This window comes from Kribbella sancticallisti (assembly GCF_039530625.1).
Lineage (GTDB): Bacteria > Actinomycetota > Actinomycetes > Propionibacteriales > Kribbellaceae > Kribbella > Kribbella sancticallisti.
In genome coordinates, this window is sequence record NZ_BAAAOS010000039.1 from 1 (window position 1) to 23,433 (window position 23,433).

Here is a 23,433-nt window from a genome sequence, read left to right on the forward strand (position 1 = left end):
GCCGCTTCTCCGCCTTGCGATGCACGCACCTGGACACCGGAGCTGAAGCACGAACTTCCGACTCAGGACACTAGGTCCAGATCGATTGGCTGACCGCGATGCCGAGATAGGCGGCGCCAAGACCGGCCAGAATGCTGGCGGTGAGGTTGGCGACGGCGGGGAGCTTGGCGTTCTGCTCGTACAGCCGGAGGGTCTCGTAGGAGAAGGTCGAGTAGGTGGTGAGCGCACCGCAGAAGCCGGTACCGACCAGGAGCTGGATCCAGTGCGGGGCCTCGGCGGCGATGGTGGCGCCCGCGACGAAGCCGAGGATGGCGGAGCCGACGACGTTGACGGTGAACGTTCCCCACGGGAACGCGCTGTCGTGCCGCGCCTGGATCGCGCGGTCTGCCAGGTAGCGCAGCGGCGCACCCACCATGGCGCCCGCGATCACCAGGAGGAGCTTCATCGACGGCTCCGGTTGACCAGAGCGCGGGTCGTTCGGGTCGCGGCCCAGACGGCGGCGAGGGCGCCAACCACCGTGGCCGCCAGATAGGTCAACGCTGCGCCCGGATGCCCGTCGGCGATCAACTGCTGGATGTCGACGGAGTAGGTCGAGAAGGTGGTGAACCCGCCCAGGATCCCCGTCCCGACGAACGGCCGGAGCAGCCGCTGCTGGATCCACACCTCGGACACCAGCACCATCAGTACCCCGATCAGCAGACAGCCCACCGCGTTGATCGCCAACGTGGCCCACGGCAACGACCCGGAGGTCGTCGGCCAGGCGAGCCCGACCAGATACCGGGCGGAGGCGCCGATCGCACCACCGGCCGCGATCGCTGCGAGTACGGCCGCCTCACCGCCGCGACCTTGCCCGTAGGCAGCCGCAGCCGACTGACGCAGGTCCACATCCGAATCAACAGGCTCCCGCGGCGACGGATCGCTTTCCACCAGCACCTCCTCCGCCCCCGACGATATGCCGCCGTCGGCTGGGTCAGTTGCGGCGGGCCTTGATCGCCAAGGAGTGGGGGACCGGCATGGCGTCGGGCTCTTCGAAGTGTTCGAGGGTGAGTTCTGGGCGGAGGAAGGCGTTGAGCAGTTCGGGGAGAGAGCGGTGGCGCATGCCGACCCGGCGGCGGATACCGTCGTCGGCCCAGTACGGCGCCGCCTCGTGCCAGCCGGACGTCCGGTACGACGGGTGGATCAGCCGGGAGCCGTCCTCGTTCCACTCGATGTGAGGGCCGTTGAAGCACGGGTGGACGCCGTAGCAGACCAGCAGCCCACCGGGGCGCAGTACGCGGGTGGCTTCGGTTAGGGCGCCGGTGAAGTCGTCGAGGTCGGTGGAGATCCACATCGCCAGCACGGTGTCGAAGGAAGCGTCGTCGAACGGGAGCATCGCGGCGTCGGCCTCGATCAGCGGACCGTCGGTCCTGGTCCGCGCCAGCCGGAGTTGGTCGGCCGAGTGGTCCACGCCGACGACGGAACGGCCGCTGTCACGGATGGTGTCGAAATTGCGACCGGTGCCGCACCCGAGGTCCAGGCAACGACCCGAACCGGGCCCGAGGAGCTCCGGCAGCGAGGGCTGATGGCGAGGCGCCCCAGCCACGAACCGGGCGTCGTACCAGTCGGCCAAGCCGTTGTAACGAGCGGTCATTCGCGGCCTCCCCAGTCGGCGAAGTACCAGCCTAGCCAGCGCGTGGGAGGCCTCACTTAGGTCAGACAGGTGCCGTGCGGGTAGGCTTTGCCGACGCTCTCTTTAAGTTTGGAAGGTCCACTGTGGGTTCCGTTATCAAGAAGCGCCGTAAGCGTATGGCGAAGAAGAAGCACCGCAAGCTGCTGAAGAAGACGCGGGTGCAGCGCCGCAAGCTCGGCAAGTAGGCCCTGCTGCCACAAATGGCGCTGTCCGCCGCTCTGGGGTCCAGAGCGGCGTCAAGCGGAGTTGCTGTCTGGCTGGGGGTCACTCGTGGCACAGGTAGTGATGGTTACCGGCGTCTCCCGGGACGCCGGTGCTCGTTGTGCCCGCCGCCTGGCAGCTGATCCCGAGATCGAGACCGTGATCGGCATCGACGTGGTGCCGCCGCGGGCCGAGCTCGGTCGGGTCCGGTTCGTCCGGGCCGACATTCGCAACCCCGTGATCGCCAAGGTGATAGCCGGCGAGGACGTCGACACCGTCGTCCACACGGGGGTCGTGGCGACCCCTGGAAGCGCCGGTGGCCGGTCGTCGATGAAAGAGATCAACGTCATCGGCACCATGCAACTGCTCGCCGCGTGCCAGAAGGCGCCCGGCGTACGCAAGTTGGTGGTGAAGTCGTCGACCACCGTGTACGGCGCCGGTCCGCGTGACCCGGCGATGTTCACCGAGGAGATGGCGCCGCGGGCGATCCACCAGACCGGGTTGAGCAAGGACGCGGTCGAGGTCGAGGGCTATGTGCGCGGCTTCGCCCGGCGCCGCCCCGACGTCTGCGTCACCACCCTGCGGATGGCGAACTGGATCGGCCCGCAGATCGACTCCCCGATCACCCGGTACTTCGCGCTGCCGGTGATCCCCACTGTTCTCGGCCACGACGCCCGGCTGCAGTTCCTGCACGAGAACGACGGCGTCCGGGCGATCCACCACGCCACCGTGAACGACCTGCCCGGCACCTTCAACCTGGCGGGCGACGGGGTGCTCTCGCTGTCCCAGGCGATCCGCCGCCTCGGCCGCCCGGCGCTCCGGCTGCCCACCTTCACCGCCGCCAGTACCGCGGCCGTCGTCCGCCGGGCCCGGATCGCCGACTTCTCGCCGGACCAGATCACCTTCCTCACCTACGGGCGCGCGGTCGACACGACCAGGATGCGGAGCGAGTTCGGCTTCGAACCGGAGTACACGACCGCCGGCGCGTTCGACGACTTCCGCGCCACGCTGGGGACCGGCGCGATGACCGCAGCCTCGCGCCTGCTGGCCGCTGGACTGGGGGCCGTGCGTGGCTGACGCGGACGTCATCCCGATCGGTTCCGGTGGACGCCCAGGCCGAGGCAGCGGTCGCCGCACGACGCCGTCGGCCGCGGCCCGCGCCCTCGCCGGACCGGAGGCCGCCAAGGCCCGCGCCGCCAAGTCCCAATCCCGCCGGAAGCTCGACGAGCCCCCGCCGCCGGAGCCCGCAGTACAGGCTGCTGCTGAGCCCGATCCGGGCGAGATGCAGAACTTCGCCGGCTTCGAGAAGTTCGTCCGGGAGACTTTCGGCGCCGACGGCGAGGCCAAGATCGCCGAGTTCCTCGCCTTCCTGCGCCGCCGGCTGACCGGGGAGTACGAGGTCGACGAGTTCGGCTACGACTCCGAACTCACCGACCAGGTGATCCTGTCCGTCCTGCGCCCGCTCGCCGAGAAGTGGTTCCGGGTGGAGGTGCGCGGCGTCGAGAACATCCCTGACACCGGCGGCGCCCTGATCGTCGCGAACCACTCCGGCACCATGCCGCTGGACGGCCTGATCACCCAGTTGATCGTCGCCGACCACGCGCACCGCCCGCTGCGCACGCTCGCCGCGGACCTGGTGTTCCAGACGCCGTTCGTGGGGGAGTTGGCCCGCAAGGGTGGCGCGACGCTGGCCGGCAACGACGATGCCGAACGGCTGCTGAGCCGGGGCAACCTGGTCGGCGTCTGGCCGGAGGGCTTCAAGGGCATCGGCAAGCCGTTCAGCGAGCGCTACAAACTCCAGCGCTTCGGCCGCGGCGGCTTCGTCAGCGCGGCGATGCGCACCGGCGTACCGATCGTTCCGTGCTCGATCGTCGGGGCCGAGGAGATCTATCCGCTGGTCGGCAACATGGCGTCCCTGGCCCGGCTGCTGGGTGTTCCCTATATCCCCATCACGCCGTTCTTCCCGCTGCTCGGCCCGCTTGGCCTGATCCCGCTGCCGTCCAAGTGGCTGATCGAGTTCGGCGAGCCGATTCGCACCGACGACTTCGCCGAGGGCGCTGCCGACGACCCGATGCTGGTCTTCAACGTGACGGACCAGGTCCGCGAAACCATCCAGCAGACCCTGTACGCCCTCCTGATGCAGCGCCGCAGCGTCTTCTTCTGACCCGCTCCGGCTCCCTCAGGTGAGCCGCAAGGCCTTCGCCTCGATCGCCAGGGCGTCGAGGTGGCGTGCGATGGCAGCGGTCAGTGACTCCGGGGTGTGGAGGTCGGCACGCATCGCCGCATGCACGGCGAGACCGTCCAGCCAGGCATGCAGTCGCTCCGTCTCGGCGGGAATGTCAGTGGGTGCCAGGCCGGCCGCCGAGAGTCCCGTGATGAGGTGCCGGCACCCGGCGCGGAGGTTGTCGTAAGCGCCCGCGCGCAGTTCCCGGAGCGCGGGATCGGCCGTCGCCCGGGCGGTGAAGGCCAACCAGACTTCGTTCTCGGCCCGGCGCTCGTCATCGAGCGGGAGCAGTTCGGCCAGCACCTGTTCCGCTCGCTGTCGCGGATCAGCCGCGGGCTGCAGGGCTGCCAGGCGGGCCTCGATCCGGTCTATGATCGTCTGGAACGCGAAGATCATCAACTCTGACTGGCTCACGAAGTAGTGCCGCAGCGATCCCATCGACAGCCCGGCTTCCCGAGCGACGTTGCGGACCGAGACGTGTTCCATGCCGTCTCGGCGGATCACCCGCACCACGGCGGCGACCACGTCCAGCCGGCGCTGGACCGGATCCACCACGATGGGCATAGACCTTTTATAGCACAGTCGTGCTACGCTCTCGATTCCAACTAGCACAGTCGTGCTACCAAAACTTCGGAGCGCCTCGTGCCCCTGCTGCTGAACGCCGATCGGTCGCGTCGCGTCGCGGCTTGTGTGCTCCGCCGGCCCAGTGTCGGGCTCGCTGTCGCGGGTTGGCTGGTCGTCAACGGTGTGGTGGCCGCGGTCGCGGGCGATGCCCTGCCCTTCGACTGGCCGGCCACCGCGGAGCGGACCCCTGTCGGACGGTTGGTGGATGCCAACCTGGCCCTGCTGGAGGTGTTTCTGCTCATCGGCCTGACGTACTGGCTGACCCGCAAGCGGGACCGGCCCGATCTCGCCGACCGCGCGCCGGACCGAGCCACCGCGGGTCGCGAAACCTTGTTCCTGCTCGGCTATGGAGCCGGCGCACTGATGATCGGCTGTCTGCTGGCCCGACTGCTGGGCTGGCATCCGTTCGGGCTTCACCTGGCCGGCTCGATCTACGGAACCCACCAGCACGTCAGCCCGGCCGAGGCGATCACCTGGGCGTCGTACAACCTCATCGTCTACGCGGTGGTTCCGTTGCTGTACTTCCGGCGGCGCTACTCAGCGGCACAGCTCAACCTCCGCTCGGGTGATCGCCGGGCGGACGCGGTCCTGATCGCTGCCGTCCTGCTGGTCGAGTCACTCGTCCAGATCGCCGCACTGGATCCGAAGATCTTCGACCTGTCCCCGCACCAGTTCCTGGTCGGGGTTCCGTTGACCTTCGCGCTGTACCTGGCGGGCGCTGTGCTGCCGGCGATGATCTTCGTCTACGCGATCCTGGTGCCCCGGTTCCTCCGGCTGACCGGATCGACTCCGGCCACCGTGATCCTGGGCGGACTGACCTATACGGCGCTCCACCTCTGGGACGCCTGGACGGTCTTCGATTCGCCCGGCAACGCCGTCCTCTCGGTCAGCTTCCTGCTCCTGACCTACTTCGTCCCGGGCATGTTCAAAACCGTGCTGACCCTGCGAACCGGCAACGCCTGGGTTCACGTCTGGGCCTACCACGCCCTGGCGCCGCACACCCTCGCGGACGCACCTCACATCGTCCACGTCTTCCGCCTCGAATAGCCCCAACTTGCTGGACGGACTCGCCGCCCACCTCGCCAGGTTCTGAGCCGGCATCCACGTCGCGCCGCACGCGTCGCGCTGCACACGACGAAGGGTCCGGTCCGCGGTGTGCGGAGCGGACCCTTCGGATGTCCGGAGCTACTTCCAGGGTGGGAGCAGAGTCTGGACCACGCCCGGGAGATTGATGGCCGGGAGCGGCAGGCTCAGCGTCGGAAACGGCCAGGGCCAGCTTGTCGTGGACGGCGTCGGGAGGCTCGGCAGCGGAACACTGGGTGTCGCGCTCGGCGTGCTCGAGGGCTTCGGCGGCGTCTTCAGATCCGTCGGTTTGGTGGTGGGCTGCTCGACGATCGTCGGGTCGCCCGTCTTCGTGCTGGTGGACGGAACCGTGCTCGGCGCCGTACCGGTGCTCGGCTTCGTCGTCGCCGCGGGGGACGGTCCGCCCTTGATCGGTGTCGACGGCTCGGTGCCGGGGTTGACGCTGTTCGGCTGGTTCGCGCCCTTGGCCGGCGTCGGCTTCTCGCACTTGGGGCACGCGACCGTCGTGTGCTGGGCGAGTTGCTCGATCGTCGCCAGCGCCTCGACCGCGGCCTTCAGCGACTCGGGCGGCAGCTTCGGAGCGAGCTCACCGATGGCCTGGCGGGCGCCGGTGATGAACGTCGTGACTGCCGTGATCGAACTGACGTCGCCATCCTGCTGGTAGGAGGCGACGAGCCGGGACACGCCCTTGCGGGCCTGCGCGGAGAAGTCGTCGAGCGTGCCGTTGATGGTGGCCACGTCGCCACCACCGCTACCGACCAGCGCGCGGATCTCGGAAAGCCGGGTCATCGCATGCTCCAGATCGCGCCGGCCCCGCGAGTCGTCACCGACGCTCACCTGGGTGGAGACGTTCTCGATGCTGCGCTTCATCCCGTACAACGTGTCGCCGGGCATTGCCTGCTGGGCGGCGGCGGCAGAACCGATGCCACCTCCGAGCAGGACCAGCGCCGCCGTACTGGCCACGAGCCGGATACGCCGGCCGTGACGATGGCGGATTTCTGTCACGGACGCGTCGTCGTCCTCGCGCGGAGGCGGTTCGTCCGGGCTGTCCGGCCTGCTGGGTACCACGGTCGGAGTCGTCGTCGCGGCACGCGCCGCGGCCTGCTCGAGGAGGCGGTGCCTCAGCTCGGCAGTGAACTCCGGCCGCGGTGCAACTGCGCCGGCGGTCCTCAGCCGTCCGACCAGTTCCACAGCTTCCGTCAGCTCGGGGTCATCGCTCAGTCGCGAAGAGTGACGGGGCCCGTGATCGACGGCGTGCGCGAATGACTCCGCGCGCGCTCGAGCCCTGGTTAGGTCACTCATGAGTTCTCGTTCTCCTCAATGGCCAGTCGGGGTCACCGACAGGTCCTCACCAGGCAAACGAGGAAACTCCCTGACGGGTTACGAAAGACATTCGTTGTCATCCTCCTCACCTCAAGTCCTTGGGGATAACCTTCGCCAAGTGCCGTACGGCCCTCAGTTGCAGTTGCTTGACGGCGCCCTCGGATTTCTCCAGCGCCTTGGCCGTTTCGGCGATCGACAGGCCGGCGAAGAACCGCATCGTCAGGCAGTCGCGTTGCTCCTCCGGCAGCGCCGCGACGGCGTCCCGGAGCACCTCGGCGGTGGCGGCGGCTAGGACGTCGACCTCCGGCCCCTCGGTCTGCCGGTCGTGCGTCTCGATCTCGTCGGTGACCACCTCGAGCCGGACCCGGCCCGACTTGTAGTGGTCGGTGATCAGGTTCCGGGCGATCGTCACCAGCCAGGCGCCGAAGTCCCGGCCCTGCCAGCGGAACGAGTCCAGCGCGCGCAGCGCCCGGACGAACGTCTCACTGGTCAGGTCCTCCGCGAGCGCCGACGACGACACTCGCGCGTAGATGTAGCGATACACGGTCAGCGAGTACTCGTCGTACAGCTCGCCGAACGCACCGACGTCCCCTGCCTGGGCGCGATCGACGAGCTCTGCGCGTCTCATCCCGTCCGGGCTTGGCTCCGGCGTCGTCAAGTTCTCTCCCCGTTCAACTGACACGTCTACTTCTGACACACCCGCGAATGGCCACAGCGGCTGAGACAGCACCGAGCGTTACGCCTAAGGCACCGGCTGTCAACAGCGCGCGGCGTGCCGCCCTCCGCCCGACGCGATAATCAAGGACCCGCCAACCGGCCACTTGCGCATGTCGCCGCAGCTTGTTGTCTGGGTTGACCGCCACTGGATTCCCCACCAGCTCGAGCATCGGCAGATCGTTCACCGAGTCCGAGTACGCCGCGCAGGAGGCCAGCTCCAGCCCCTCGTGCGACGCCAGCGCGCGGACGGCCTCCGCCTTCGCCGGGCCATGGAGAATATCGCCCACGAGTGCGCCTGTATAGACCCCGTCTCGCGTCTCTGCAATCGTTCCCAGTGCTCCGGTCAGGCCGAGCCGGCGCGCCAGCAACCGGGCCACCTCGACCGGCGCGGCGGTCACCAGCCAGACCCGTTCGCCGGCGTCCAGGTGCTGCTGGGCCAGCGCCTTGGTGCCCGGCCAGATCCGGTCGGCCATCAACTCGTCGAAGATCTCCTCGACCAGGATCTGTACTTCGCTGACCCGGTGCCCGGCGATGAACGACAGCGCCGACGAGCGCGCGTTCGCCACCGATTCGGGGGTCTCGCCCTGCAGCCGGAAGCGGAGTTGGTCGACCGCCTTGCGGGCGATCTCGGCGGTGCTGAAGAACTTCCGCCGGTACAGACCCCGGGCCAGGTGGTACACCGACGCGCCCTGCACCATCGTGTTGTCGACGTCGAAGAAGGCGGCGGCATGGGTCACCGGCGGTGTCTGCAGGGCGGCCTCGAGCTCGGCCGCGGCCGCACTGGCCTCACCGGCTAGCACCGACCGGGCGCGCAGATCACGCGACGTAGGTCGAGTCACAGGGAGGACCCTAGCGGTGTCGTGGCAGACTCGCCTGGTGAACTTCAACTTCGCGGACATTCTTCGTGACACAGCGCAACGTCACGGCGAACGTCTCGCGCTGGTCGACGGTGACCGGCGGCTGACCTGGAGCCAGCTCGACGTCGCTGTCGACGAGGCTGCCCAGGGCTTCTCGGCGGCGGGGCTGGTGCCGGGCTACCGGGTCGTCCTGCTGATGGCGAACAGCGTCGAGTTCGTCACGTCCTACCTGGGATGTCTTCGCGCCGGACTGGTCGCCGTCCCGCTCAACACGGGTCTGACCAAGGCCGAGGTCGGCACCGTGATCGCGCACTCCGGCGCCCGGCTCGCGGTCGCCGACGGCGACCTCGCGGACAGGGCCGCGGGCATCCGCGTGGTCCGTCCGGGCGACCTCACCGGTCACGCTCCGCTCACGCCGCAGACCGACCCCGAGGCGCTCGCCGTCCTGCTCTACACCTCCGGGACGAGCGGCGACCCGCGCGCGGCGATGCTGACCCACCGGGCGCTCGGCGCGAACGTGAAGAACCTGTCGAGCCTCGGCGACGACCGGATGGGCCCGGACGACCTCGTCCTGGCGGTGCTGCCGATGTTCCACGCGTTCGGCCTGAACGCCGTGCTCGGCTGGGCCGTCGCCAGCGGCGCCGCGCTGGTGATCGAACGCCGCTTCGACTCCACCGCCACCATCGACCTGATCCGCCAGTACGGCGTGACGCGGCTGCCGCTGGCTCCGCCGGCGCTGAACGCGTTCCTGGCCCGGCCGGATCTGAAGGACGCGCTGAAGACGGTCAAGGTGGTGCTCACCGGCGCGTCCACCCTCGATCGCGGGCTGGCGGACCGGTTCCAGCAGGCCACCGGGTTGTTCGTGCACCAGGGCTACGGGCTGACCGAGGCCTCGCCCGGGGTGACCACGACGCTCGGCGAGGAGAGCCCGAAACCGGGCTCGGTCGGCCGTCCGCTGCCGAACGTCGAGATCCGGATCGCCGACGAGCAGGGCGACAACGTCGAGGGCGACGACCCGGGCGAGATCCTGATCCGCGGCGACAACGTCTTCTCCGGCTACTGGCCGGACGGCGTCGACGGCCCGGACGAGGACGGCTGGTACCGCACCGGCGACGTCGGTTTCCTCGACGCCGACGGCGACCTGTTCCTGGTGGACCGGCTGCGCGAACTGATCATCGTGTCCGGGTTCAACGTGTTCCCGAGCGAGGTGGAAGAGGTCCTGGTGCACGCGCCCGGAGTACGGGAGGCCGCCGTGATCGGGGTGCACTCGGACGAGACCGGTGAGGCGGTGAAGGCGTTCGTCGTACCGGAGACCGGGACGGCGATCGACCCCGCCGAGGTCCGCGAGTACGCCGGCACCAGGCTGGCCAGGTTCAAGTGTCCGGTGGAGATCGAGGTGGTCGACCACCTTCCGCACTCCGTCACCGGCAAGGTCGCCAAGGGCCGGCTGCGGGAGGCGGACCGGTGACGGACCGGGTCATTCTCTACGGCAAGCCGGGTTGTCACCTGTGCGACGACGCCCGGGTGATCGTCCAGCAGGTCTGCGCCGAACTGGGCGTCGGCTGGAGCGAGATCGACATCACCCAGGACGAGGCGCTGTTCCAGGAGTTCGGCGAGCAGATCCCGGTCACCTTCGTCGACGGCCGCCAGCACGACTTCTGGCGGGTGGACCCGGTCAGGCTGAAGAAGGCCTTGACAAGTTAGTGCTCTCGGTCACTGGCGCCGTTCCCGATTTTGTTCTCACGTTCACAAGCTCCTAGAGTGGGGTAGTCGCCAGCCGTGAGGCGGTGACTCGAGAACCACCATTTCCAGGAGAATTGTGACGCCTGCCCGCAGCCGTCGCCCCGGCGCGCCGACGAGAACCGAACGCGGCATTCCCGAGGCCACTGTCGCGCGCTTGCCGGTGTATCTGCGGGCCCTGACCGCGTTGTCGGACAGTGGTATCGCCACCGCGTCGAGCGAGGATCTCGCGACCGCGGCCGGCGTCAACTCGGCCAAGCTCCGCAAGGACCTTTCCTATCTGGGCTCCTACGGCACCCGCGGTGTCGGCTACGACGTGGAGTACCTGCGCTACCAGATCGCCCGCGAGATCGGCGTCACCCAGGACTGGGCCGTCGTCATCGTCGGGATCGGAAACCTGGGGCACGCGCTGGCGAACTACTCCGGCTTCGGCACCCGCGGCTTCCGCATCGTGGCGCTGCTGGACGCCGACCCCCAGCTGGTCGGCGAGCGGATCGGCGACATGGTGGTCCGCGACTTCGCCGAGCTCGAGGAGATCGTCGCCGCCGACCGGGTCTCGATCGGCGTCATCACCACTCCGGCCGGCCCCGCCCAGGAGGTCTGCGACCGCCTGGTCGCCGCCGGGGTGACGAGCATCCTGAACTTCGCGCCGGTGGTGCTGTCCGTGCCCGACGGCGTCGACATCCGCAAGGTGGACCTCTCGATCGAGTTGCAGATCCTGGCGTACCACGAACAACGAAAGTCCGGAGAGGCGGCGCTCCCCCAGGTGCCCGAACTACCAGCGATCAACGGTCTGCCGGAGCTGCCGAGCGTGGGCGGGGGTGTCGGCGCATGAGCTATCTGGTCGTGGGCATCTCGCATCGCAGCGCTGACATCTCGGTCCTGGAGCGGGTCGCGCTCGACCCGGAGGCGGCAACCAAGCTCGCACTGACGGTCCAGCACACCCCGGCCGTCTCCGAGTCCGCTGTACTCGCCACCTGCAACCGCACCGAGGTCTACGCGAACGTCGACCGCTTCCACGCGGGTATGGACGAGGTCACCGCGATCCTGTCCGACATCACCGGCGTACCGCTGCTGGATCTGGCCGAGCACCTCTACGTGCACTTCGAGGAGGGCGCGGTCGCGCACCTGTTCCAGGTCGCGGTCGGGCTGGACTCGATGGTCGTCGGCGAGAGCCAGATCCTCGGGCAGGTGAAGGAGTCGCTGCGCGTCGGCCAGGACCTGGAGACGATCGGCACCGGCCTGAACGCCCTGTTCCAGCACTCCCTGCGGGTCGGCAAGCGGGCCCGCGCCGAGACCGGCATCGACTCGGCCGGCCGCTCGGTCGTCTCTGCCGGGCTCGACGCCGTCGGCGGCTACGAAGGCCGCCGGGCGCTCGTCGTCGGGGCCGGCTCGATGGCTTCCCTGGCCGCCCAGACGTTGCTCGCGGGTGGCGCCACCAGCGTCACGATCGCGAACCGCAACTTCGATCGCGCTGTCGCCCTGGCCGACCGGGTCGGCGGTACTGCGATCCGCCTGGCCGAGGTTCCCGACGCGTTGGCCCAGGTCGACCTGGTCGTGTCCTGCACGGGCGCGCGGGGCGTCGTACTGACCGAGGACATGGTCCGGAACGCGGCGGACGGGCGGCCGTTCGGAGTACTGGATGTGGCGCTGCCGCGAGACGTCGATCCTGCTGCCGCGCGGATCCCGGGCGTCACGCTGGTCACCCTCGCGGACCTCGCCGGTACGGCGGGCGGCAGCGAGCACGACATCGACGAGGTACGGCGAATCGTCGGCGAGGAGACGGGTGCCTTCGAGGCGACCCGGCGAGCCGCGTCCGTCACGCCGACCGTGGTCGCGCTGCGGGCGATGGCCAGCCAACTGGTCGACACCGAACTGGCCCGGCTGGACCGCCGGCTGCCCGGGCTCGACGAGACCCAGCGCGGTGAGGTGGCCCGGACCGTCCGCCGGGTGGTCGACAAGGTGCTGCACACGCCGACCGTGCGGGTGAAGGAACTGGCCGCCGATCCGGGCGGTCCGACCTACGCCGACGCGCTGCGCGAGCTGTTCGCGCTCGACCCCGCCACGGTGGACGCGGTCACCGCACCCAAGGCGACCCCGACAGCTCACGACGGCGTTGCCGACGTCGCGCCTGATGGCGCCTATGACAAGCCTGACGACAGCGCAGCGCAGACCCCCGGAGGTGCCCCCGCATGATCAGGCTCGGTACCCGCAGGTCAGCGCTGGCGACAGCCCAGGCAACTCATGTCGCCGAGTCCCTGCGCGCGCTCGGGCACGAGGTCGAGCTGGTGCCGATCGTCACCACCGGCGATACCAGCCGCGCGCCGCTGGAGCAGATCGGCGGCACCGGCGTCTTCGTCAGCGCGCTCCGCGACGCGCTGCTGGCGCACGAGATCGACATCGCGGTGCACTCGCTGAAGGACCTGCCGACCGCGCCGGTCGACGGCCTGACACTCGGCGCCATCCCGCTCCGCGAGGACCCGCGCGACGTACTGGTCGCCCGCGACGGCCTCAGCCTCGGCGAGCTGCAGACCGGTGCTCTGGTGGGCACCGGTTCACCCCGCCGGGTCGCGCAGTTGGAGGCGCTCGGACTGGGCCTGGAACTGACCGGCATCCGCGGCAACGTGGACAGCCGGATCGCGATGGTCGCCGATGGCAAATTGGACGCGGTGGTGCTCGCAAGGGCAGGGTTGGCCCGGTTGGGCCGGCTGTCCGAGGTCACCGAGACGCTGGATCCGATCCAGGTGCTGCCGGCACCGGGACAAGGTGCCCTGGGCATCGAATGCCGCGCCGACGACGCCGCGGTACTGACCGCACTGGCCCCGCTGGAGGATCCCGCGGTCCGCGCCGCGGTGACCGCGGAACGGCAGATGCTGGCCACGCTTGAGGCAGGGTGCACGGCTCCGGTCGGCGCGCTGGCCGAGGTGGTCGAAGGTGAGGACGGGCCGGAGCTGTGGCTCCGGGGAGCGCTCGGCCAGGAGGGCGGCGTACGGCGGCTGTCGGCGAACGGGCCGGTGGACGACCCGCACGGTCTCGGCCGGGCACTCGCGAACGAGTTGCTGGAGCAGACATGACACCGGCACGGGGAACGACGAGTACGCAGGCGAGCACGCAGACGAGCAACAAGACGAGCAGGACAAGGGCAAAGGCGACAGCAGACGTGAGCAGCGCGAAGACAGCAGCGGCCACCAAGGCACCGCAGAAGGTGCCGGCGAAGATCGCAGCCAGCACCACGACCGTCAAGCAGGCCAGACCGCTCGGCCACGTCACGTTCGTCGGCGTCGGCCCGGGCGACCCGTCGCTGCTGACCCTGGCCGGACGCGACGTGCTGGCGAACGCCGACGCCGTCGTGGTCGAGGGACCCGAGCACGAGCCGTTCCTGGCCTACTGCAAGCCGGGCGTGGAGATCGTCGCCGGCTCCGGCGCCGAGGGCAGCCGGGCGCTGAAGGTCGCCGCCCGAGCCCGCCTGGTGGTCAAGACCGCCAAGTCCGCGGCGAACGTGGTCCGGCTGCTCACCGGCGACCCGTTCACCTTCTCCAGCGGAGCCGAGGAGGCCGTCGCCTGCCGCAAGGCCGGGATCGGCTTCAACGTGATCCCGGGGGTGAGCGAGGTCAGCGCCGTGCCGGCGTACGCGGGCATCCCGCTGACGATGAAGGGCGAGCGCGAGGTCACGGTCCTCGACCTGGCCGAGGCCAAGCTGGACTTCAGCCGGCTGCACCCGAAGCAGACGCTGGTGCTGCTGAACGCCGTGGACGTGCTCAAGGAGACCACCGCCGCGCTGATCGAGGCCGGCTTCGACGCCGGTACCGCGGTCGCCGCGACCGTCGGCGGCACCACCACCGCGCAGACCAGCGTAGTCGGCACCCTGGGCACCATCGTGGCGGACCTGCGCGCCGCCAAGGTCACCGGCGAGGCCGTCGTCGTGGTCGGCTCGGTCGTCGAGCAGCGCGAGTCGCTGTCCTGGTTCGAGACCAAGCCGCTGTTCGGCTGGCGGATTTTGGTGCCGCGCACCAAGGACCAGGCCGGCCCGCTGATGGACCGGCTGCGCCGCTACGGCGCGATGCCGGAGGAGGTGCCGACGATCTCGGTCGAGCCGCCGCGCAACCCGCAGCAGATGGACAAGGCCATCCGTGGCCTGGTCGAGGGCCGCTACGAGTGGGTCGCCTTCACCTCGGTGAACGCGGTCAAGGCGGTCCGGGAGAAGTTCGACGAGTACGGTCTGGACGCGCGGGCCTTCTCCGGCCTGAAGATCGCGGCAGTCGGCGAGAAGACCGCCGAGGCGATCGGCGCCTGGGGCATCCGGCCCGACCTGCTGCCGTCGGGTGAGCAGTCGGCCGCCGGGCTGGTCGAGGACTGGCCGCCGTTCGACGAGGTGCTCGACCCGATCAACCGGGTCTTCCTGCCGCGCGCCGACATCGCCACCGAGACGCTGGTGGCCGGCCTCACCGATCTCGGCTGGGAGGTCGACGACGTCACGGCGTACCGGACCGTGCGGGCCGCCCCGCCGCCCGCGCCGACCCGCGAGGCGATCAAGTCCGGCAAGTTCGACGCGGTCGTGTTCACCTCGTCCTCGACGGTGCGCAACCTGGTCGGCATCGCCGGCAAGCCGCACGCCTCGACGGTGATCGCGGTGATCGGCCCGGCGACGCTGAAGACCGCCGAGGAGCACGGTCTGCGCGTCGACGCGATGGCCGAGTCGCCGTCCGCCGAGGAATTGGCCGACGCATTGGCTCGATTCGGGGCGGACCGGCGTGACACGATGCTCGAGGCCGGTGAACCGGTCACCCGCCCGTCCGAGCGCCGCTCGGGCTCTCGTAGGAAGAGCTAGGTTCTCCCGATGTCTGGTTTCCCGGGTGTGAGGCCGCGGCGGCTCCGGTCGTCCGCGGCGATGCGCAGGCTGGTCGCCGAGACCACGCTGGAGCGTCGTCAACTGATCCTGCCGATGTTCATCCGGGAGGACGCGCGCGAGCCGATCGCGATCAACTCGATGCCGGGCGTCTACCAGCACACCCGCGACACCGCCCGCAAGGCGATCGCCGAGGCCGCTCAGCTGGGTCTCGGTGGCGTGATGCTCTACGGGGTGCCGTCGTCGAAGGACGAGGTCGGCTCCGGAGCGTTGGACCCGAACGGGATCCTGAACGTGGCGATCCGGGACGCGGTACAGGAGGTCGGTGACGACCTGCTGGTCATGTCGGACCTGTGCCTGGACGAGTTCACCTCGCACGGGCACTGCGGCGTACTGGACTCCGCCGGGCGCGTCGACAACGACGCGACGCTGGCGATCTATGCCGAGATGGGCGTGGCGCAGGCTGAGGCGGGCGCGCACGTCGTCGGCCCGTCCGGGATGATGGACGGCCAGGTCGGAGCCATCCGTACCGCGCTCGACGCGGCCGGGTTCGTCGACACGGTCATCCTCGCGTACGCGGTGAAGTACGCGTCGGCCTTCTACGGCCCGTTCCGCGAGGCGATCGGCTCGTCGCTGAAGGGCGACCGGAAGACCTACCAGCAGGACAGCGCGAACGCCCGCGAGGCGATCCGCGAGGTCGACCTGGACGTCGCCGAGGGTGCCGACATCGTGATGGTCAAGCCGGCCCTGGCCTACCTCGACATCATCCGCCAGGTCCGCGACCACGTGAACATCCCGGTCGCGGCGTACAACATCTCCGGCGAGTACGCGATGGTCGAAGCCGCCGCCGCCAACGGCTGGATCGACCGCGACCGCGCGATCATGGAGACCCTGAACTCCATCCGCCGGGCCGGCGCCGACACCATCCTCACCTACTGGGCCGCCGAAGCCGCCCAGCTACTCGACCAGCGCTAGTACTCCGCTCGCCCCTCACGCAGCCGACCACGCTCACTCCTCCGTCGTTCGCTCCCTAGCTGCTCCCACCCACCCTGGGTCGCCGGCTCCTCCGTCGCCTGCTCAGTAAAAGCAGGTAGTCGCGGCGCCGACGTGATTCGGCGGGCGGGGTTGGTCGCGGGCGGAGGTGACTCGAAGGCGGGCGGCGTGCGTCGGCTGGGCAGGTCAGCTCGCAGGAGCAGCCGCAGAGGGTGGCGACTTCTTGCTTGGCCAGAAGAGGCTGTCGTTCAGGCGGGCGCGTTCCTCGTCGGTTCGCCGCGAGGTGGGTCGCCAGCCGGGCGTGATTCCCCGCGAGCCCCAGTTCACCTTTCCTGCCGTGGCGAAATGGGCTGCCGACAACGGATGATCCGGTGACTCCACCCTGGCATGTGAGCCGAAGCGGGTGTTCTCGAAGGACGTCCGAGCACTGTCGAACAGGGCTCCGGTGAAGGTGACCCCCGAGCCTGGGAAAGTCACGCCGAAGAAGTCGGTTTCGGAGCCGGTGAAGGTGACGAGGTCGAAGCCGACGGTCGGCGAGTCGAACGTGGACAGGTCGAAGGAGCAGTCGCCCAGGAAGCTGGCACCGGCGAACCAGATCCGGTTCGCCGGGCGGAAGTCGACCTTGGTGAAGTCGGTGTCGCCGGTGCGGAACTCCGCCTTGATGAACCACACCGACTTGCCGACGAAACAAGCCCGGTTGAAGGTGGTCCGGAGGCCGACGAACGTCGTTGCGTAGAAGGACGTCCGGGCGCCGGCGAACACGGCGCCATGGAAGCTGGCGTTGACCAGCGTCGCGCCGTCGAAGTCGAAGTCGTAGCTGCTCCAGGAGATCCTGGCGTCCGCCTGGAGGTGCTCGGTGATCGTGTTGACGATCGCCTGCCGCACCTCACGCTCGCCGGCCCGATAGCTCGTGGTGGCGGACCGCTGCCGCAGACCGTCGGCGCTCGACTGCTGCTCGACGATCAACTCGGGATGCCCGGCGGGCGGCTCGCCGACGTACGGAAGGCGCAGGTAGCCGCACAACACATCGATGCATTGCTGGCGCCGCTCCTCCCACTCGTCGGCCAGGGCTGCCAGCGCGAACACCCCGGCCAGCCGAACGGCTGCCTGCTCGCCACCCAACTGGGCTGCCGCGGCACCGAATCTCTCTGTCAGCAGGCGAATTTGGTCCCGCTGCCCGGCCGAGTCGACCTCGAGGTGGTTCTGCCGCCGGTAGTTGACGACCAACGCGACGGTCGCACCCACCGCCGCGGCCATCCCGAGCGCCAACTTGAAGATGTCGGACTGCGACGGCGCCGGACCGGTCAACTCCCATGGCCATCGGCGGCTGAACAGTTGCGCGAGCCCGAGCCAGGCGAAGACGCTGATGAACCCGACCATGAGCAGCGTTCCGACCACAGCCCTGGCCAGACTCGCCCGTTCCCCTCGCCGAAACCGCGCCATCACACCCCACCTGTCGGAAGACGTAAGGCGCGACTGTACGACGATCGGCCGCCCGACAGCAGGTCGCCCTTGTTCCGGCCGGTTCGGCCAAGGGAAAATCGTTCCGTGCGATCCGTCAGCGGTGTGGGAGAAGGTCGGCCACGCGTCAACCGGGAGAACCTCGGGGCCTGGGTGCTCAAATGCAATCCGGCGGTCACGGACCTTCGCGCGCTGATCGAGCACGGCGTGCGAACGTGGTGCGTGCAGGACAACTACCGGTCGGCGCTGTTCGAGGACGGGCAGCCGGCCTTTCTTTGGGTGAGTGGGTCAGCGCGGGCTACCCCGACACCCGGGTTCTGGGCCGTCGGCTCCGTCACCGGGCCCGCTGAGTGGCGGGCGCCGGCGGCGGGGGAGTCGCCGAAGTACGTTGTGCCGCTGGCTCTGGAGTTTTTGCCTGAGCCGGTGTCCAGGGTTGAGGTCGTGGCCCAGCCGGGGCTGGCGGAGGTTGAGGTGATCCGCCAGCCACAGATGAGCAATCCGAGTTTTCTCACGCGGGCGGAGTACGAGCGGCTGCGGGAGTTGTTGCCTAGTGGCGTTCGGGGGAGTCGGCCAGCAGGGTGAGGATCTCCTTGACCGCCGTGTCGGGGAGGGGGCCGAAGGTGAGGGCGCCGGCGTTTTCCTCGGCCTGGCTGACGGTGCGGGCGCCGGGCAGGGGGATGATGGCGGGGTCGAGGGCCCAGAGGTAGCTCAGGCAGCCCTGGGCGAGGGTGCGGCCGTCGAGGGTGAGGATCTCGCGGACGCTGTCGAGCCGTTGGAGCCAGGTTTCCATCGCGTCGTCGTCGAAGTACGTCCACCAGGGGGTGTCCCGCCGTACGTCGTCCGCCGGCGGGCGGTTCGTCAGGTCGTACTTGCCGGTCAGCAGGCCCATCGCCAGCGGTGACCTGACCAGTACCGCGAGCTCGTTGCGTCGGGCAACGTCCAGGACGGCGTCGTTGTGCCCGAACACGTTGGCCTGCGTCTGTACCGTGTGCGCATTCGGTGAGGCGGCGAACACGGAGATCACCTCGGGGGCGTCCACACTGGTTCCGAACGCCCGGATCAGGCCGTCGGAGACGAGTTGTTCGAGCGCCTCGACGACAGGCTCCGCCTCGGCGGCGGTAGCTGCTCCGCCGTGGAGTTGATAGAGGTCGATGGAGTCGACGCCGAGCCGCTTCAGGCTGTTCTCGCAGGCGCGGCGGATTCCGGCCGGGCTGACATCCTGCCCGCCGGCGGTCCGGGTGGTCTCGTCGAAGAGGTTCGCGAACTTGGTCGCCACCACCACCTCGTCGCGCACCCCGGCCGGCAGTTGAGCCAGCGCCCGCCCGAGCACCCGCTCGCTCTGGCCGGTGCCGTAGACGTCGGCGGTGTCGAAGAGCCGAACACCGGCCGCCACCGACGCGTGCACCATCCGGATGCTCTCGTCGTCATCCACCGGCCCCCACCCAGCAGGCCTTCCATCGAACGTGAACGGACCGCCGATCGCCCAGGTGCCGATGCCGAGAGCGCTGGTCCGCCTGTCACCAAGTTGTCGTGTAGTCATGCCGCGAGTCTGCAACCTGGAGTGGACTACAGATCAAGTGTCCGCAGGTCGCCGTTGCCACCGCGCCCCGGAGTCGTCCGCGAGGTGCTCTCGCACGGTCCGGTGACCAGGGAAGAGCTCATCGCAGGGGTGACCGCACATCGCCGGTTCCGCCACCTCGGGCCCGGTTTCGCCCAGACCAGCGACACCTTGCTGAAGCCGTTCGCCTGGCACGGCGACCCCCGAGAACCTTCAGTACTGGCTCGGTAGGCGAACGAGGGAGGCGGTGGAAGTGGGTGCTCGAAGTCAGGGATCGGTTAAGGAGGCGCGCCGGTCGTGCATCAAGCTGCCTGCGCCTGCGCCTTCCGCATCGGAGCAAGCTTGCTTGGCATCGGACGCGGGCGGAAAATATGTCTGGACCAGGGGGCGCAGGCCGATCCGACTCCGACGCCTGGGGACCTGATTTTTGCGCCGTACCCAACTGTGAGGTGGGGCCTTCGCGTGAAACCTGGATCTTGTGACCCGGATCAGCCGGTCCAGTTCGATATCACGGGAGGGCGCCAGGGGGCATACCCCGGGCCTCTGGCGGCTGGGACGCTGAGAAAAATCGCGTTGTCCTGCTGGTGCCGAACAACACCGGCGACACCGCGGCATGGACGGAACGCGTGAAGGCATTGCAGGACGACAGAGTGCGGCTCGAATTTTACCCACCGGACCCACGCGGCGACTGGGTCGAGCAGTGAGGTTTTCTCACCAGAGGTTGACCGGGCGGTGCCTGCGGTTGCCTGCAGCAACGTACTGACAGCGGCGCACGCCTCATCGGCGTTCTCAAGTTCCGCCTCGACCAGAGACCAGCCGTCGAACTGCCAGGCGCGCGCCGCCTACTGTCCTGCCAGTTTGGCCACGACCGGTGCGAGTGTGTCGGCAAAGTCGGCGCCGATGACGAAATAGGAGAAGCCGATCTCCTCGCGACGTCGTTGGATCTCTTCGGCGGCTGCCGCGGGGTCACTCGGAAGTATGACGAGCGAGTCGGCCGCGCGAAGCGCCGCGGTGTCGAGGTCGGGCGGCGCCATGAACGGAGCGACACTGTCACCGACGGCGGCGACGTGCTGGGCGAGTTCGATGTCCCGGCGGCCGGCAAAGTCGCGTACCCGGTTCGTGGTTTCGACTCGATCATCGTCCGGTGAGAGTACGAACGTGACTGCGTCAGCGACTTCGAGCGCCAGCGCCTGCGACTTCGGTCCGCTCACCGCCATCACAACCGGCGTGTGCAGATCGGGGCCGTCGAACCTCCGCAGGGCGGCCGCGGTCTCGCGCATTCTGGCACGACGCTCAGCCGGGGAGACGACAGGCAGCCCCAGTTCGACTTCGATCCCGGGTCGGCCGGCGCCGATGCCCATTTCGAAGCGGCCTTCCGTGAGTACTGAGAGCGAGTGGGCCTCCCATGCTGTGCTCCACGGTTCGCGCAGCGCGGCAGCATAGACCCACGAACCGACCCGCAGGTCAGCGAGCGCGGCCGCGGTCGCCAGCGTGGGGCCAAGTGCCGGTTGCCAGGTAGGAACGTCGGGCATCAGCAACGTTGAGTAACCGCCGTCGGCGATGCGGCGGACGCGGTCTCGCCACGTCGGCAGGTCAGAAAGGAGCGGGGCAACGACCCCGAACCGGAATGGTCTGGTCACTCGCCTGGCCTGGTCGTTCATCGTGGTTCTCCTTGAGTCTGGGACCTTGCTCGGTCCGGTTGCCCACTCCACGAACCGGCCACCCAGAATTCGACAACACCGACCCGACCGAGGACTTCATCCTGCCGGCCAGGCTCGCCGCCGGGGACCGGGTGCAGGTGACGATCATCGCGTACGACCTGAGACTCGTCCGCCTGCGGCACTCGGGCTAGCCGTCGGCCTTGGCGTCGTACCGGCGGAAGGTTTTCGACGAGGTCAGGGCGAGGATACCGAGGACGCAGGCGGCGCCGCCGGTGAGGATGCCGGTGACCGGGCCGAAGAGGCCGGCGACGGCGCCGGCCCGGACGTTGCCGAGGTTGGGGCCGCCGAGGCCGATGATGAAGTCGAGGCTGTTGAGCCGGCCACGGAGTTCGTCGGGGGTCTTCGTCTGCAGGATGGTGGCGCGGAAGACCGTCGTGACGATGTCGGCGGCGCCTGCGGTGGCGAGCAGAGCGACGGCCAGCCAGAGGTTGCGGGTGAGGCCGACGCTGCCGATTGCGGCGCCCCAGATCGCGACCGAGATCAGCATGGCCCGGCCCTGGTGGCGGAGGTGGCCCAGCGGGCCGGAGAGGACCGCCGCGACGAGGCCGCCGACGCCGATGGCGGCGTACAGGTAGCCGACGGTCTGTGGGCCGCCGCCGAAGTGGGTGGCGGCGAGGGCGGGGAAGAGTGCGGTCGGCATCGCCAGGACGGTGGCGTTGAGGTCGATCAGGAAGATCATCCCGATCAGTTTGTGGTTCACAGCGTACTTCAGGCCCTCGAGGACCGACCGCAGCCCGACCGTCGAACCACCGCCTTCGGGCGGCATCGGCGGCAGCCGGCGGACGCTGTAGAGCACGGCCAGGAACGTCAGCGCGTCCAGCCCGTACGCCGCCTCGAGGCCGACCGCCGCGATCAGTACTCCGGCCAGCACCGGCGCGGCGATGATCGCCACCTGGAAGGACAACTGGCTCAACGCGGCCGCGGCGGGGAGTCGTTCGAGGGGGAGCACGCGCGGGATGAACGTCCGGCGGGCCGGGGTGTCGACCGCCGCCAGCGCCGCGCCGACCGCGGTCAGCACGTACAGCAGCCAGACCTGGCGCCAGTCGAGCACGGCCTGCAGGGCGAAGACGATCGACACCAGCATCAGCCCGCCGCCGGTGATCAGCACCAGCCGGCGCCGGTCGACGGCGTCCGCGATCGAGCCGCCGAACAGCCCGAGCAGCAGGGTCGGCACCAGCGTCGCCAGGCTGATCGCGCCGACGGCCACGGACGAGCCGGTCAGGTCGTAGGTCTGGATCGCCACCGCGACCCCGGTCATCATGCTGCCGATCGACGACAACGACTGCCCCGCCCAGAGCCACCGGAACTCCCGCGACTCCCGCAGCGGCGTCACATCCGCGAACAACCTCCGGGCTCCGGGCACAAGGAGCGATTCTCGTCCGGCCGCCGTTCCCCGGGCAACCGAATTTGCCCGGCCAGGGCAGGATTCAGAGATCAGCCAGCAGGGGAGGCAGCGTGACGGACAGTGCAGCCGCGCCGGCGGCGGCTCAGCAGTTAATCAGGCAGGGGCGGCCGCGGTTCGCGTTGTGGGTGGGGGTGTGGGCGGTGGTGAACGTCGCGCTCGGGGTGGTACTCGCCTATCCGCTCATCTTCCTCGAGTCGATCGGTCGGCACGCGCGGGCGATGGTGTTCGACCGGCCGGACTCGCCGTTCAGCCCCAAGGAGATCGAGGGTGGTGAGGCGGACGGCTTCATCCCGTTCGGCATCTTCCTGGCGGTGCTGATCCTGGCAGTGGTGACAGCGATCAACTGGCCCCTGGTCCGGCGGCTACGGCTGCCGGGCTGGGCGGCGAAGGCGGGGATCGTCGCGGTGACGGCCGCGCTGGTGGTCACCCCGCGCATCATCCTCATCTAGTGTCCTGAGTCAGCGCTGGACGGTGTAGTCGGACTGGATCAGGCCGGCGCCGAGGGTGCGGGTGGCGTTGTGGGTGAGGGTGATGTCGTGGTCGAGTTCGCCGAACAGCGGGATGCCCTGGCCGATGAGGACCGGGACGACGGTGATGGTGAGTTCGTTCAGCAGGCCGGCCCGCAGGAACGTCTGGACGATCTGGCCGCCGTCGGCGTAGACCCGCTTGGCGCCGCGGTCCTGCAGCGTCTCGACCAGGCCCTCGACGGTCCGGTGCACGATGATCCGCTCGTCGGCGTCCACCGGCAGGGTGCTGCTGAGCACCTCGACGTGCTTGCCCTCGTACGGCCAGAAGCCGAAGGTGAGCACCTTCTGGTAGGTGGTGCGACCGAGTACGACGGTGTCCACGGCGGCCATGAACTCGTCGTACCCGGTGTCACCGGCCTGCTCGCCCCGCTCGGTCAGCCAGTCGATCGACCCGTCGGGCCGCGCGATGAATCCGTCGAGGCTGGTCGCAATGAAAACCGCGGCATGGAAAGTCACCCTTCTTTTGTACAGCCTCCGGCCGACA

26 protein-coding genes are annotated in these 23,433 nt (G+C 69.3%); 14 read left to right on the forward strand and 12 right to left on the reverse strand.

What is annotated here, in order from left to right:
• Positions 1 to 70: 70 nt before the first annotated feature.
• The 3 genes from crcB (ABD255_RS26830) to ABD255_RS26840 are packed head-to-tail and all read right to left on the reverse strand — an operon-like array spanning position 71 to position 1,630.
• Positions 71 to 445 (reverse strand): fluoride efflux transporter CrcB, encoded by a 375-nt coding sequence (gene crcB / locus ABD255_RS26830; protein WP_344218711.1) that lies wholly within the window; start codon positions 443 to 445, stop codon positions 71 to 73.
• Positions 442 to 927 carry a fluoride efflux transporter CrcB gene (crcB, locus tag ABD255_RS26835; protein WP_344218713.1) on the reverse strand — a complete coding sequence of 162 codons (486 nt, stop codon included), beginning with the start codon at positions 925 to 927 and terminating at the stop codon, positions 442 to 444. The genes crcB (ABD255_RS26830) and crcB (ABD255_RS26835) overlap by 4 nt, the downstream gene beginning before the upstream one ends.
• Positions 928 to 970: 43 nt before the next feature.
• The gene (locus ABD255_RS26840; RefSeq protein WP_344218715.1) at positions 971 to 1,630 is read right to left on the reverse strand and encodes a class I SAM-dependent methyltransferase; all 660 of its coding nucleotides are present in this window, start codon (positions 1,628 to 1,630) and stop codon (positions 971 to 973) included.
• Positions 1,631 to 1,752: 122 nt separating this feature from the next.
• Here ABD255_RS26840 and ABD255_RS26845 point away from each other — a divergent pair, with 122 nt between their 5' ends.
• From ABD255_RS26845 to ABD255_RS26855, 3 genes are all read left to right on the forward strand, one after another.
• Positions 1,753 to 1,854 carry a 30S ribosomal protein bS22 gene (locus ABD255_RS26845; protein ID WP_008356322.1) on the forward strand — a complete coding sequence of 34 codons (102 nt, stop codon included), beginning with the start codon at positions 1,753 to 1,755 and terminating at the stop codon, positions 1,852 to 1,854.
• 85 nt (positions 1,855 to 1,939) lie between these two features.
• On the forward strand, positions 1,940 to 2,947 hold the full coding sequence (locus ABD255_RS26850; protein WP_344218717.1) for an NAD-dependent epimerase/dehydratase family protein: 1,008 nt from the start codon (positions 1,940 to 1,942) through the stop codon (positions 2,945 to 2,947).
• Positions 2,940 to 4,034 carry a lysophospholipid acyltransferase family protein gene (locus ABD255_RS26855; protein WP_344218719.1) on the forward strand — a complete coding sequence of 365 codons (1,095 nt, stop codon included), beginning with the start codon at positions 2,940 to 2,942 and terminating at the stop codon, positions 4,032 to 4,034. Before ABD255_RS26850 ends, ABD255_RS26855 begins: the two co-directional genes overlap by 8 nt.
• 15 nt (positions 4,035 to 4,049) lie before the next feature.
• Here the strand turns inward: ABD255_RS26855 and ABD255_RS26860 are convergent, their stop codons facing one another.
• Positions 4,050 to 4,658 (reverse strand): TetR/AcrR family transcriptional regulator, encoded by a 609-nt coding sequence (locus ABD255_RS26860; protein WP_344218721.1) that lies wholly within the window; start codon positions 4,656 to 4,658, stop codon positions 4,050 to 4,052.
• A gap of 78 nt (positions 4,659 to 4,736) precedes the next feature.
• Between ABD255_RS26860 and ABD255_RS26865 the strand changes: the two genes are divergently transcribed.
• Positions 4,737 to 5,765, forward strand: coding sequence for a hypothetical protein (locus ABD255_RS26865; protein WP_344218723.1), 1,029 nt, complete (start codon positions 4,737 to 4,739; stop codon positions 5,763 to 5,765).
• Between the two features lie 138 nt (positions 5,766 to 5,903).
• On the opposite strand, the gene ABD255_RS26870 is transcribed toward ABD255_RS26865, so the two are convergent.
• From ABD255_RS26870 to ABD255_RS26880, 3 genes are all read right to left on the reverse strand, one after another.
• Complete coding sequence (locus ABD255_RS26870) at positions 5,904 to 6,992, reverse strand: DUF5667 domain-containing protein (protein WP_344218725.1); 1,089 nt, start codon at positions 6,990 to 6,992, stop codon at positions 5,904 to 5,906.
• A 217-nt stretch (positions 6,993 to 7,209) separates the two neighbouring features.
• On the reverse strand, positions 7,210 to 7,752 hold the full coding sequence (locus ABD255_RS26875; protein ID WP_020388025.1) for a sigma-70 family RNA polymerase sigma factor: 543 nt from the start codon (positions 7,750 to 7,752) through the stop codon (positions 7,210 to 7,212).
• Positions 7,753 to 7,795: 43 nt separating this feature from the next.
• On the reverse strand, positions 7,796 to 8,680 hold the full coding sequence (locus ABD255_RS26880) for an HAD family hydrolase (RefSeq protein ID WP_344218727.1): 885 nt from the start codon (positions 8,678 to 8,680) through the stop codon (positions 7,796 to 7,798).
• A 16-nt stretch (positions 8,681 to 8,696) separates the two neighbouring features.
• On the opposite strand from ABD255_RS26880, the gene ABD255_RS26885 reads away from it, so the two are divergent.
• The 7 genes from ABD255_RS26885 (at position 8,697) to hemB (ending at position 16,259) form a co-directional block, all read left to right on the forward strand.
• Positions 8,697 to 10,166 carry a class I adenylate-forming enzyme family protein gene (locus ABD255_RS26885; protein ID WP_344218729.1) on the forward strand — a complete coding sequence of 490 codons (1,470 nt, stop codon included), beginning with the start codon at positions 8,697 to 8,699 and terminating at the stop codon, positions 10,164 to 10,166.
• The gene (locus ABD255_RS26890) at positions 10,163 to 10,402 is read left to right on the forward strand and encodes a glutaredoxin family protein (RefSeq protein WP_344218731.1); all 240 of its coding nucleotides are present in this window, start codon (positions 10,163 to 10,165) and stop codon (positions 10,400 to 10,402) included. The genes ABD255_RS26885 and ABD255_RS26890 overlap by 4 nt, the downstream gene beginning before the upstream one ends.
• A 115-nt stretch (positions 10,403 to 10,517) precedes the next feature.
• Entirely contained in the window at positions 10,518 to 11,273 is a 756-nt protein-coding gene (locus ABD255_RS26895; RefSeq protein ID WP_344218733.1) for a redox-sensing transcriptional repressor Rex, read from the forward strand.
• A complete protein-coding gene (locus ABD255_RS26900; protein ID WP_344218735.1) occupies positions 11,270 to 12,634 on the forward strand; it encodes a glutamyl-tRNA reductase in 1,365 nt (454 codons plus the stop codon). Before ABD255_RS26895 ends, ABD255_RS26900 begins: the two co-directional genes overlap by 4 nt.
• A complete protein-coding gene (gene hemC, locus ABD255_RS26905) occupies positions 12,631 to 13,512 on the forward strand; it encodes a hydroxymethylbilane synthase (RefSeq protein WP_344218736.1) in 882 nt (293 codons plus the stop codon). Before ABD255_RS26900 ends, hemC begins: the two co-directional genes overlap by 4 nt.
• Positions 13,509 to 15,266, forward strand: coding sequence for a bifunctional uroporphyrinogen-III C-methyltransferase/uroporphyrinogen-III synthase (locus tag ABD255_RS26910; protein ID WP_344218738.1), 1,758 nt, complete (start codon positions 13,509 to 13,511; stop codon positions 15,264 to 15,266). Before hemC ends, ABD255_RS26910 begins: the two co-directional genes overlap by 4 nt.
• Before the next feature lie 9 nt (positions 15,267 to 15,275).
• Positions 15,276 to 16,259 carry a porphobilinogen synthase gene (gene hemB, locus ABD255_RS26915; protein ID WP_344218740.1) on the forward strand — a complete coding sequence of 328 codons (984 nt, stop codon included), beginning with the start codon at positions 15,276 to 15,278 and terminating at the stop codon, positions 16,257 to 16,259.
• A 204-nt stretch (positions 16,260 to 16,463) separates the two neighbouring features.
• Here the strand turns inward: hemB and ABD255_RS26920 are convergent, their stop codons facing one another.
• Positions 16,464 to 17,720 carry a pentapeptide repeat-containing protein gene (locus ABD255_RS26920; RefSeq protein WP_344218742.1) on the reverse strand — a complete coding sequence of 419 codons (1,257 nt, stop codon included), beginning with the start codon at positions 17,718 to 17,720 and terminating at the stop codon, positions 16,464 to 16,466.
• Positions 17,721 to 18,285: 565 nt separating this feature from the next.
• The gene (locus ABD255_RS26925; RefSeq protein WP_344218744.1) at positions 18,286 to 19,278 is read right to left on the reverse strand and encodes an aldo/keto reductase; all 993 of its coding nucleotides are present in this window, start codon (positions 19,276 to 19,278) and stop codon (positions 18,286 to 18,288) included.
• A 102-nt stretch (positions 19,279 to 19,380) separates the two neighbouring features.
• Between ABD255_RS26925 and ABD255_RS26930 the strand changes: the two genes are divergently transcribed.
• Positions 19,381 to 19,527: a hypothetical protein gene (locus tag ABD255_RS26930; protein WP_344218746.1), complete on the forward strand. Its 147-nt coding sequence runs from the start codon at positions 19,381 to 19,383 to the stop codon at positions 19,525 to 19,527.
• 611 nt (positions 19,528 to 20,138) lie between these two features.
• On the opposite strand, the gene ABD255_RS26935 is transcribed toward ABD255_RS26930, so the two are convergent.
• Complete coding sequence (locus tag ABD255_RS26935) at positions 20,139 to 20,957, reverse strand: LLM class flavin-dependent oxidoreductase (protein WP_344218748.1); 819 nt, start codon at positions 20,955 to 20,957, stop codon at positions 20,139 to 20,141.
• Positions 20,958 to 20,968: 11 nt separating this feature from the next.
• On the opposite strand from ABD255_RS26935, the gene ABD255_RS26940 reads away from it, so the two are divergent.
• A complete protein-coding gene (locus ABD255_RS26940) occupies positions 20,969 to 21,148 on the forward strand; it encodes a hypothetical protein (RefSeq protein WP_344218750.1) in 180 nt (59 codons plus the stop codon).
• Here ABD255_RS26940 and ABD255_RS26945 read toward each other — a convergent pair.
• Positions 21,145 to 22,380, reverse strand: coding sequence for an MFS transporter (locus tag ABD255_RS26945; protein ID WP_344218752.1), 1,236 nt, complete (start codon positions 22,378 to 22,380; stop codon positions 21,145 to 21,147). The genes ABD255_RS26940 and ABD255_RS26945 overlap by 4 nt on opposite strands.
• Before the next feature lie 92 nt (positions 22,381 to 22,472).
• Here ABD255_RS26945 and ABD255_RS26950 point away from each other — a divergent pair, with 92 nt between their 5' ends.
• Positions 22,473 to 22,871, forward strand: a complete 399-nt coding sequence (locus ABD255_RS26950) for a hypothetical protein (protein WP_344218754.1) — start codon at positions 22,473 to 22,475, stop codon at positions 22,869 to 22,871.
• Between the two features lie 9 nt (positions 22,872 to 22,880).
• On the opposite strand, the gene ABD255_RS26955 is transcribed toward ABD255_RS26950, so the two are convergent.
• Entirely contained in the window at positions 22,881 to 23,405 is a 525-nt protein-coding gene (locus ABD255_RS26955; protein ID WP_344218756.1) for a dihydrofolate reductase family protein, read from the reverse strand.
• Between the last annotated feature and the right edge of the window lie 28 nt (positions 23,406 to 23,433).

Excerpts from the sequence above, each read along its gene's own strand:
- crcB (WP_344218711.1), bottom strand. The coding sequence starts at position 445 with ATGAAGCTCCTCCTGGTGATCGCGGGCGCCATGGTGGGTGCGCCGCTG.
- ABD255_RS26840 (WP_344218715.1), bottom strand. The coding sequence starts at position 1,630 with ATGACCGCTCGTTACAACGGCTTGGCCGACTGGTACGACGCCCGGTTC.
- ABD255_RS26860 (WP_344218721.1), bottom strand. The coding sequence starts at position 4,658 with ATGCCCATCGTGGTGGATCCGGTCCAGCGCCGGCTGGACGTGGTCGCC.
- ABD255_RS26875 (WP_020388025.1), bottom strand. The coding sequence starts at position 7,752 with ATGAGACGCGCAGAGCTCGTCGATCGCGCCCAGGCAGGGGACGTCGGT.
- ABD255_RS26900 (WP_344218735.1), top strand. The coding sequence starts at position 11,270 with ATGAGCTATCTGGTCGTGGGCATCTCGCATCGCAGCGCTGACATCTCG.
- hemC (WP_344218736.1), top strand. The coding sequence starts at position 12,631 with ATGATCAGGCTCGGTACCCGCAGGTCAGCGCTGGCGACAGCCCAGGCA.
- ABD255_RS26910 (WP_344218738.1), top strand. The coding sequence starts at position 13,509 with ATGACACCGGCACGGGGAACGACGAGTACGCAGGCGAGCACGCAGACG.
- hemB (WP_344218740.1), top strand. The coding sequence starts at position 15,276 with ATGTCTGGTTTCCCGGGTGTGAGGCCGCGGCGGCTCCGGTCGTCCGCG.
- ABD255_RS26920 (WP_344218742.1), bottom strand. The coding sequence starts at position 17,720 with ATGGCGCGGTTTCGGCGAGGGGAACGGGCGAGTCTGGCCAGGGCTGTG.
- ABD255_RS26925 (WP_344218744.1), bottom strand. The coding sequence starts at position 19,278 with ATGACTACACGACAACTTGGTGACAGGCGGACCAGCGCTCTCGGCATC.
- ABD255_RS26935 (WP_344218748.1), bottom strand. The coding sequence starts at position 20,957 with ATGAACGACCAGGCCAGGCGAGTGACCAGACCATTCCGGTTCGGGGTC.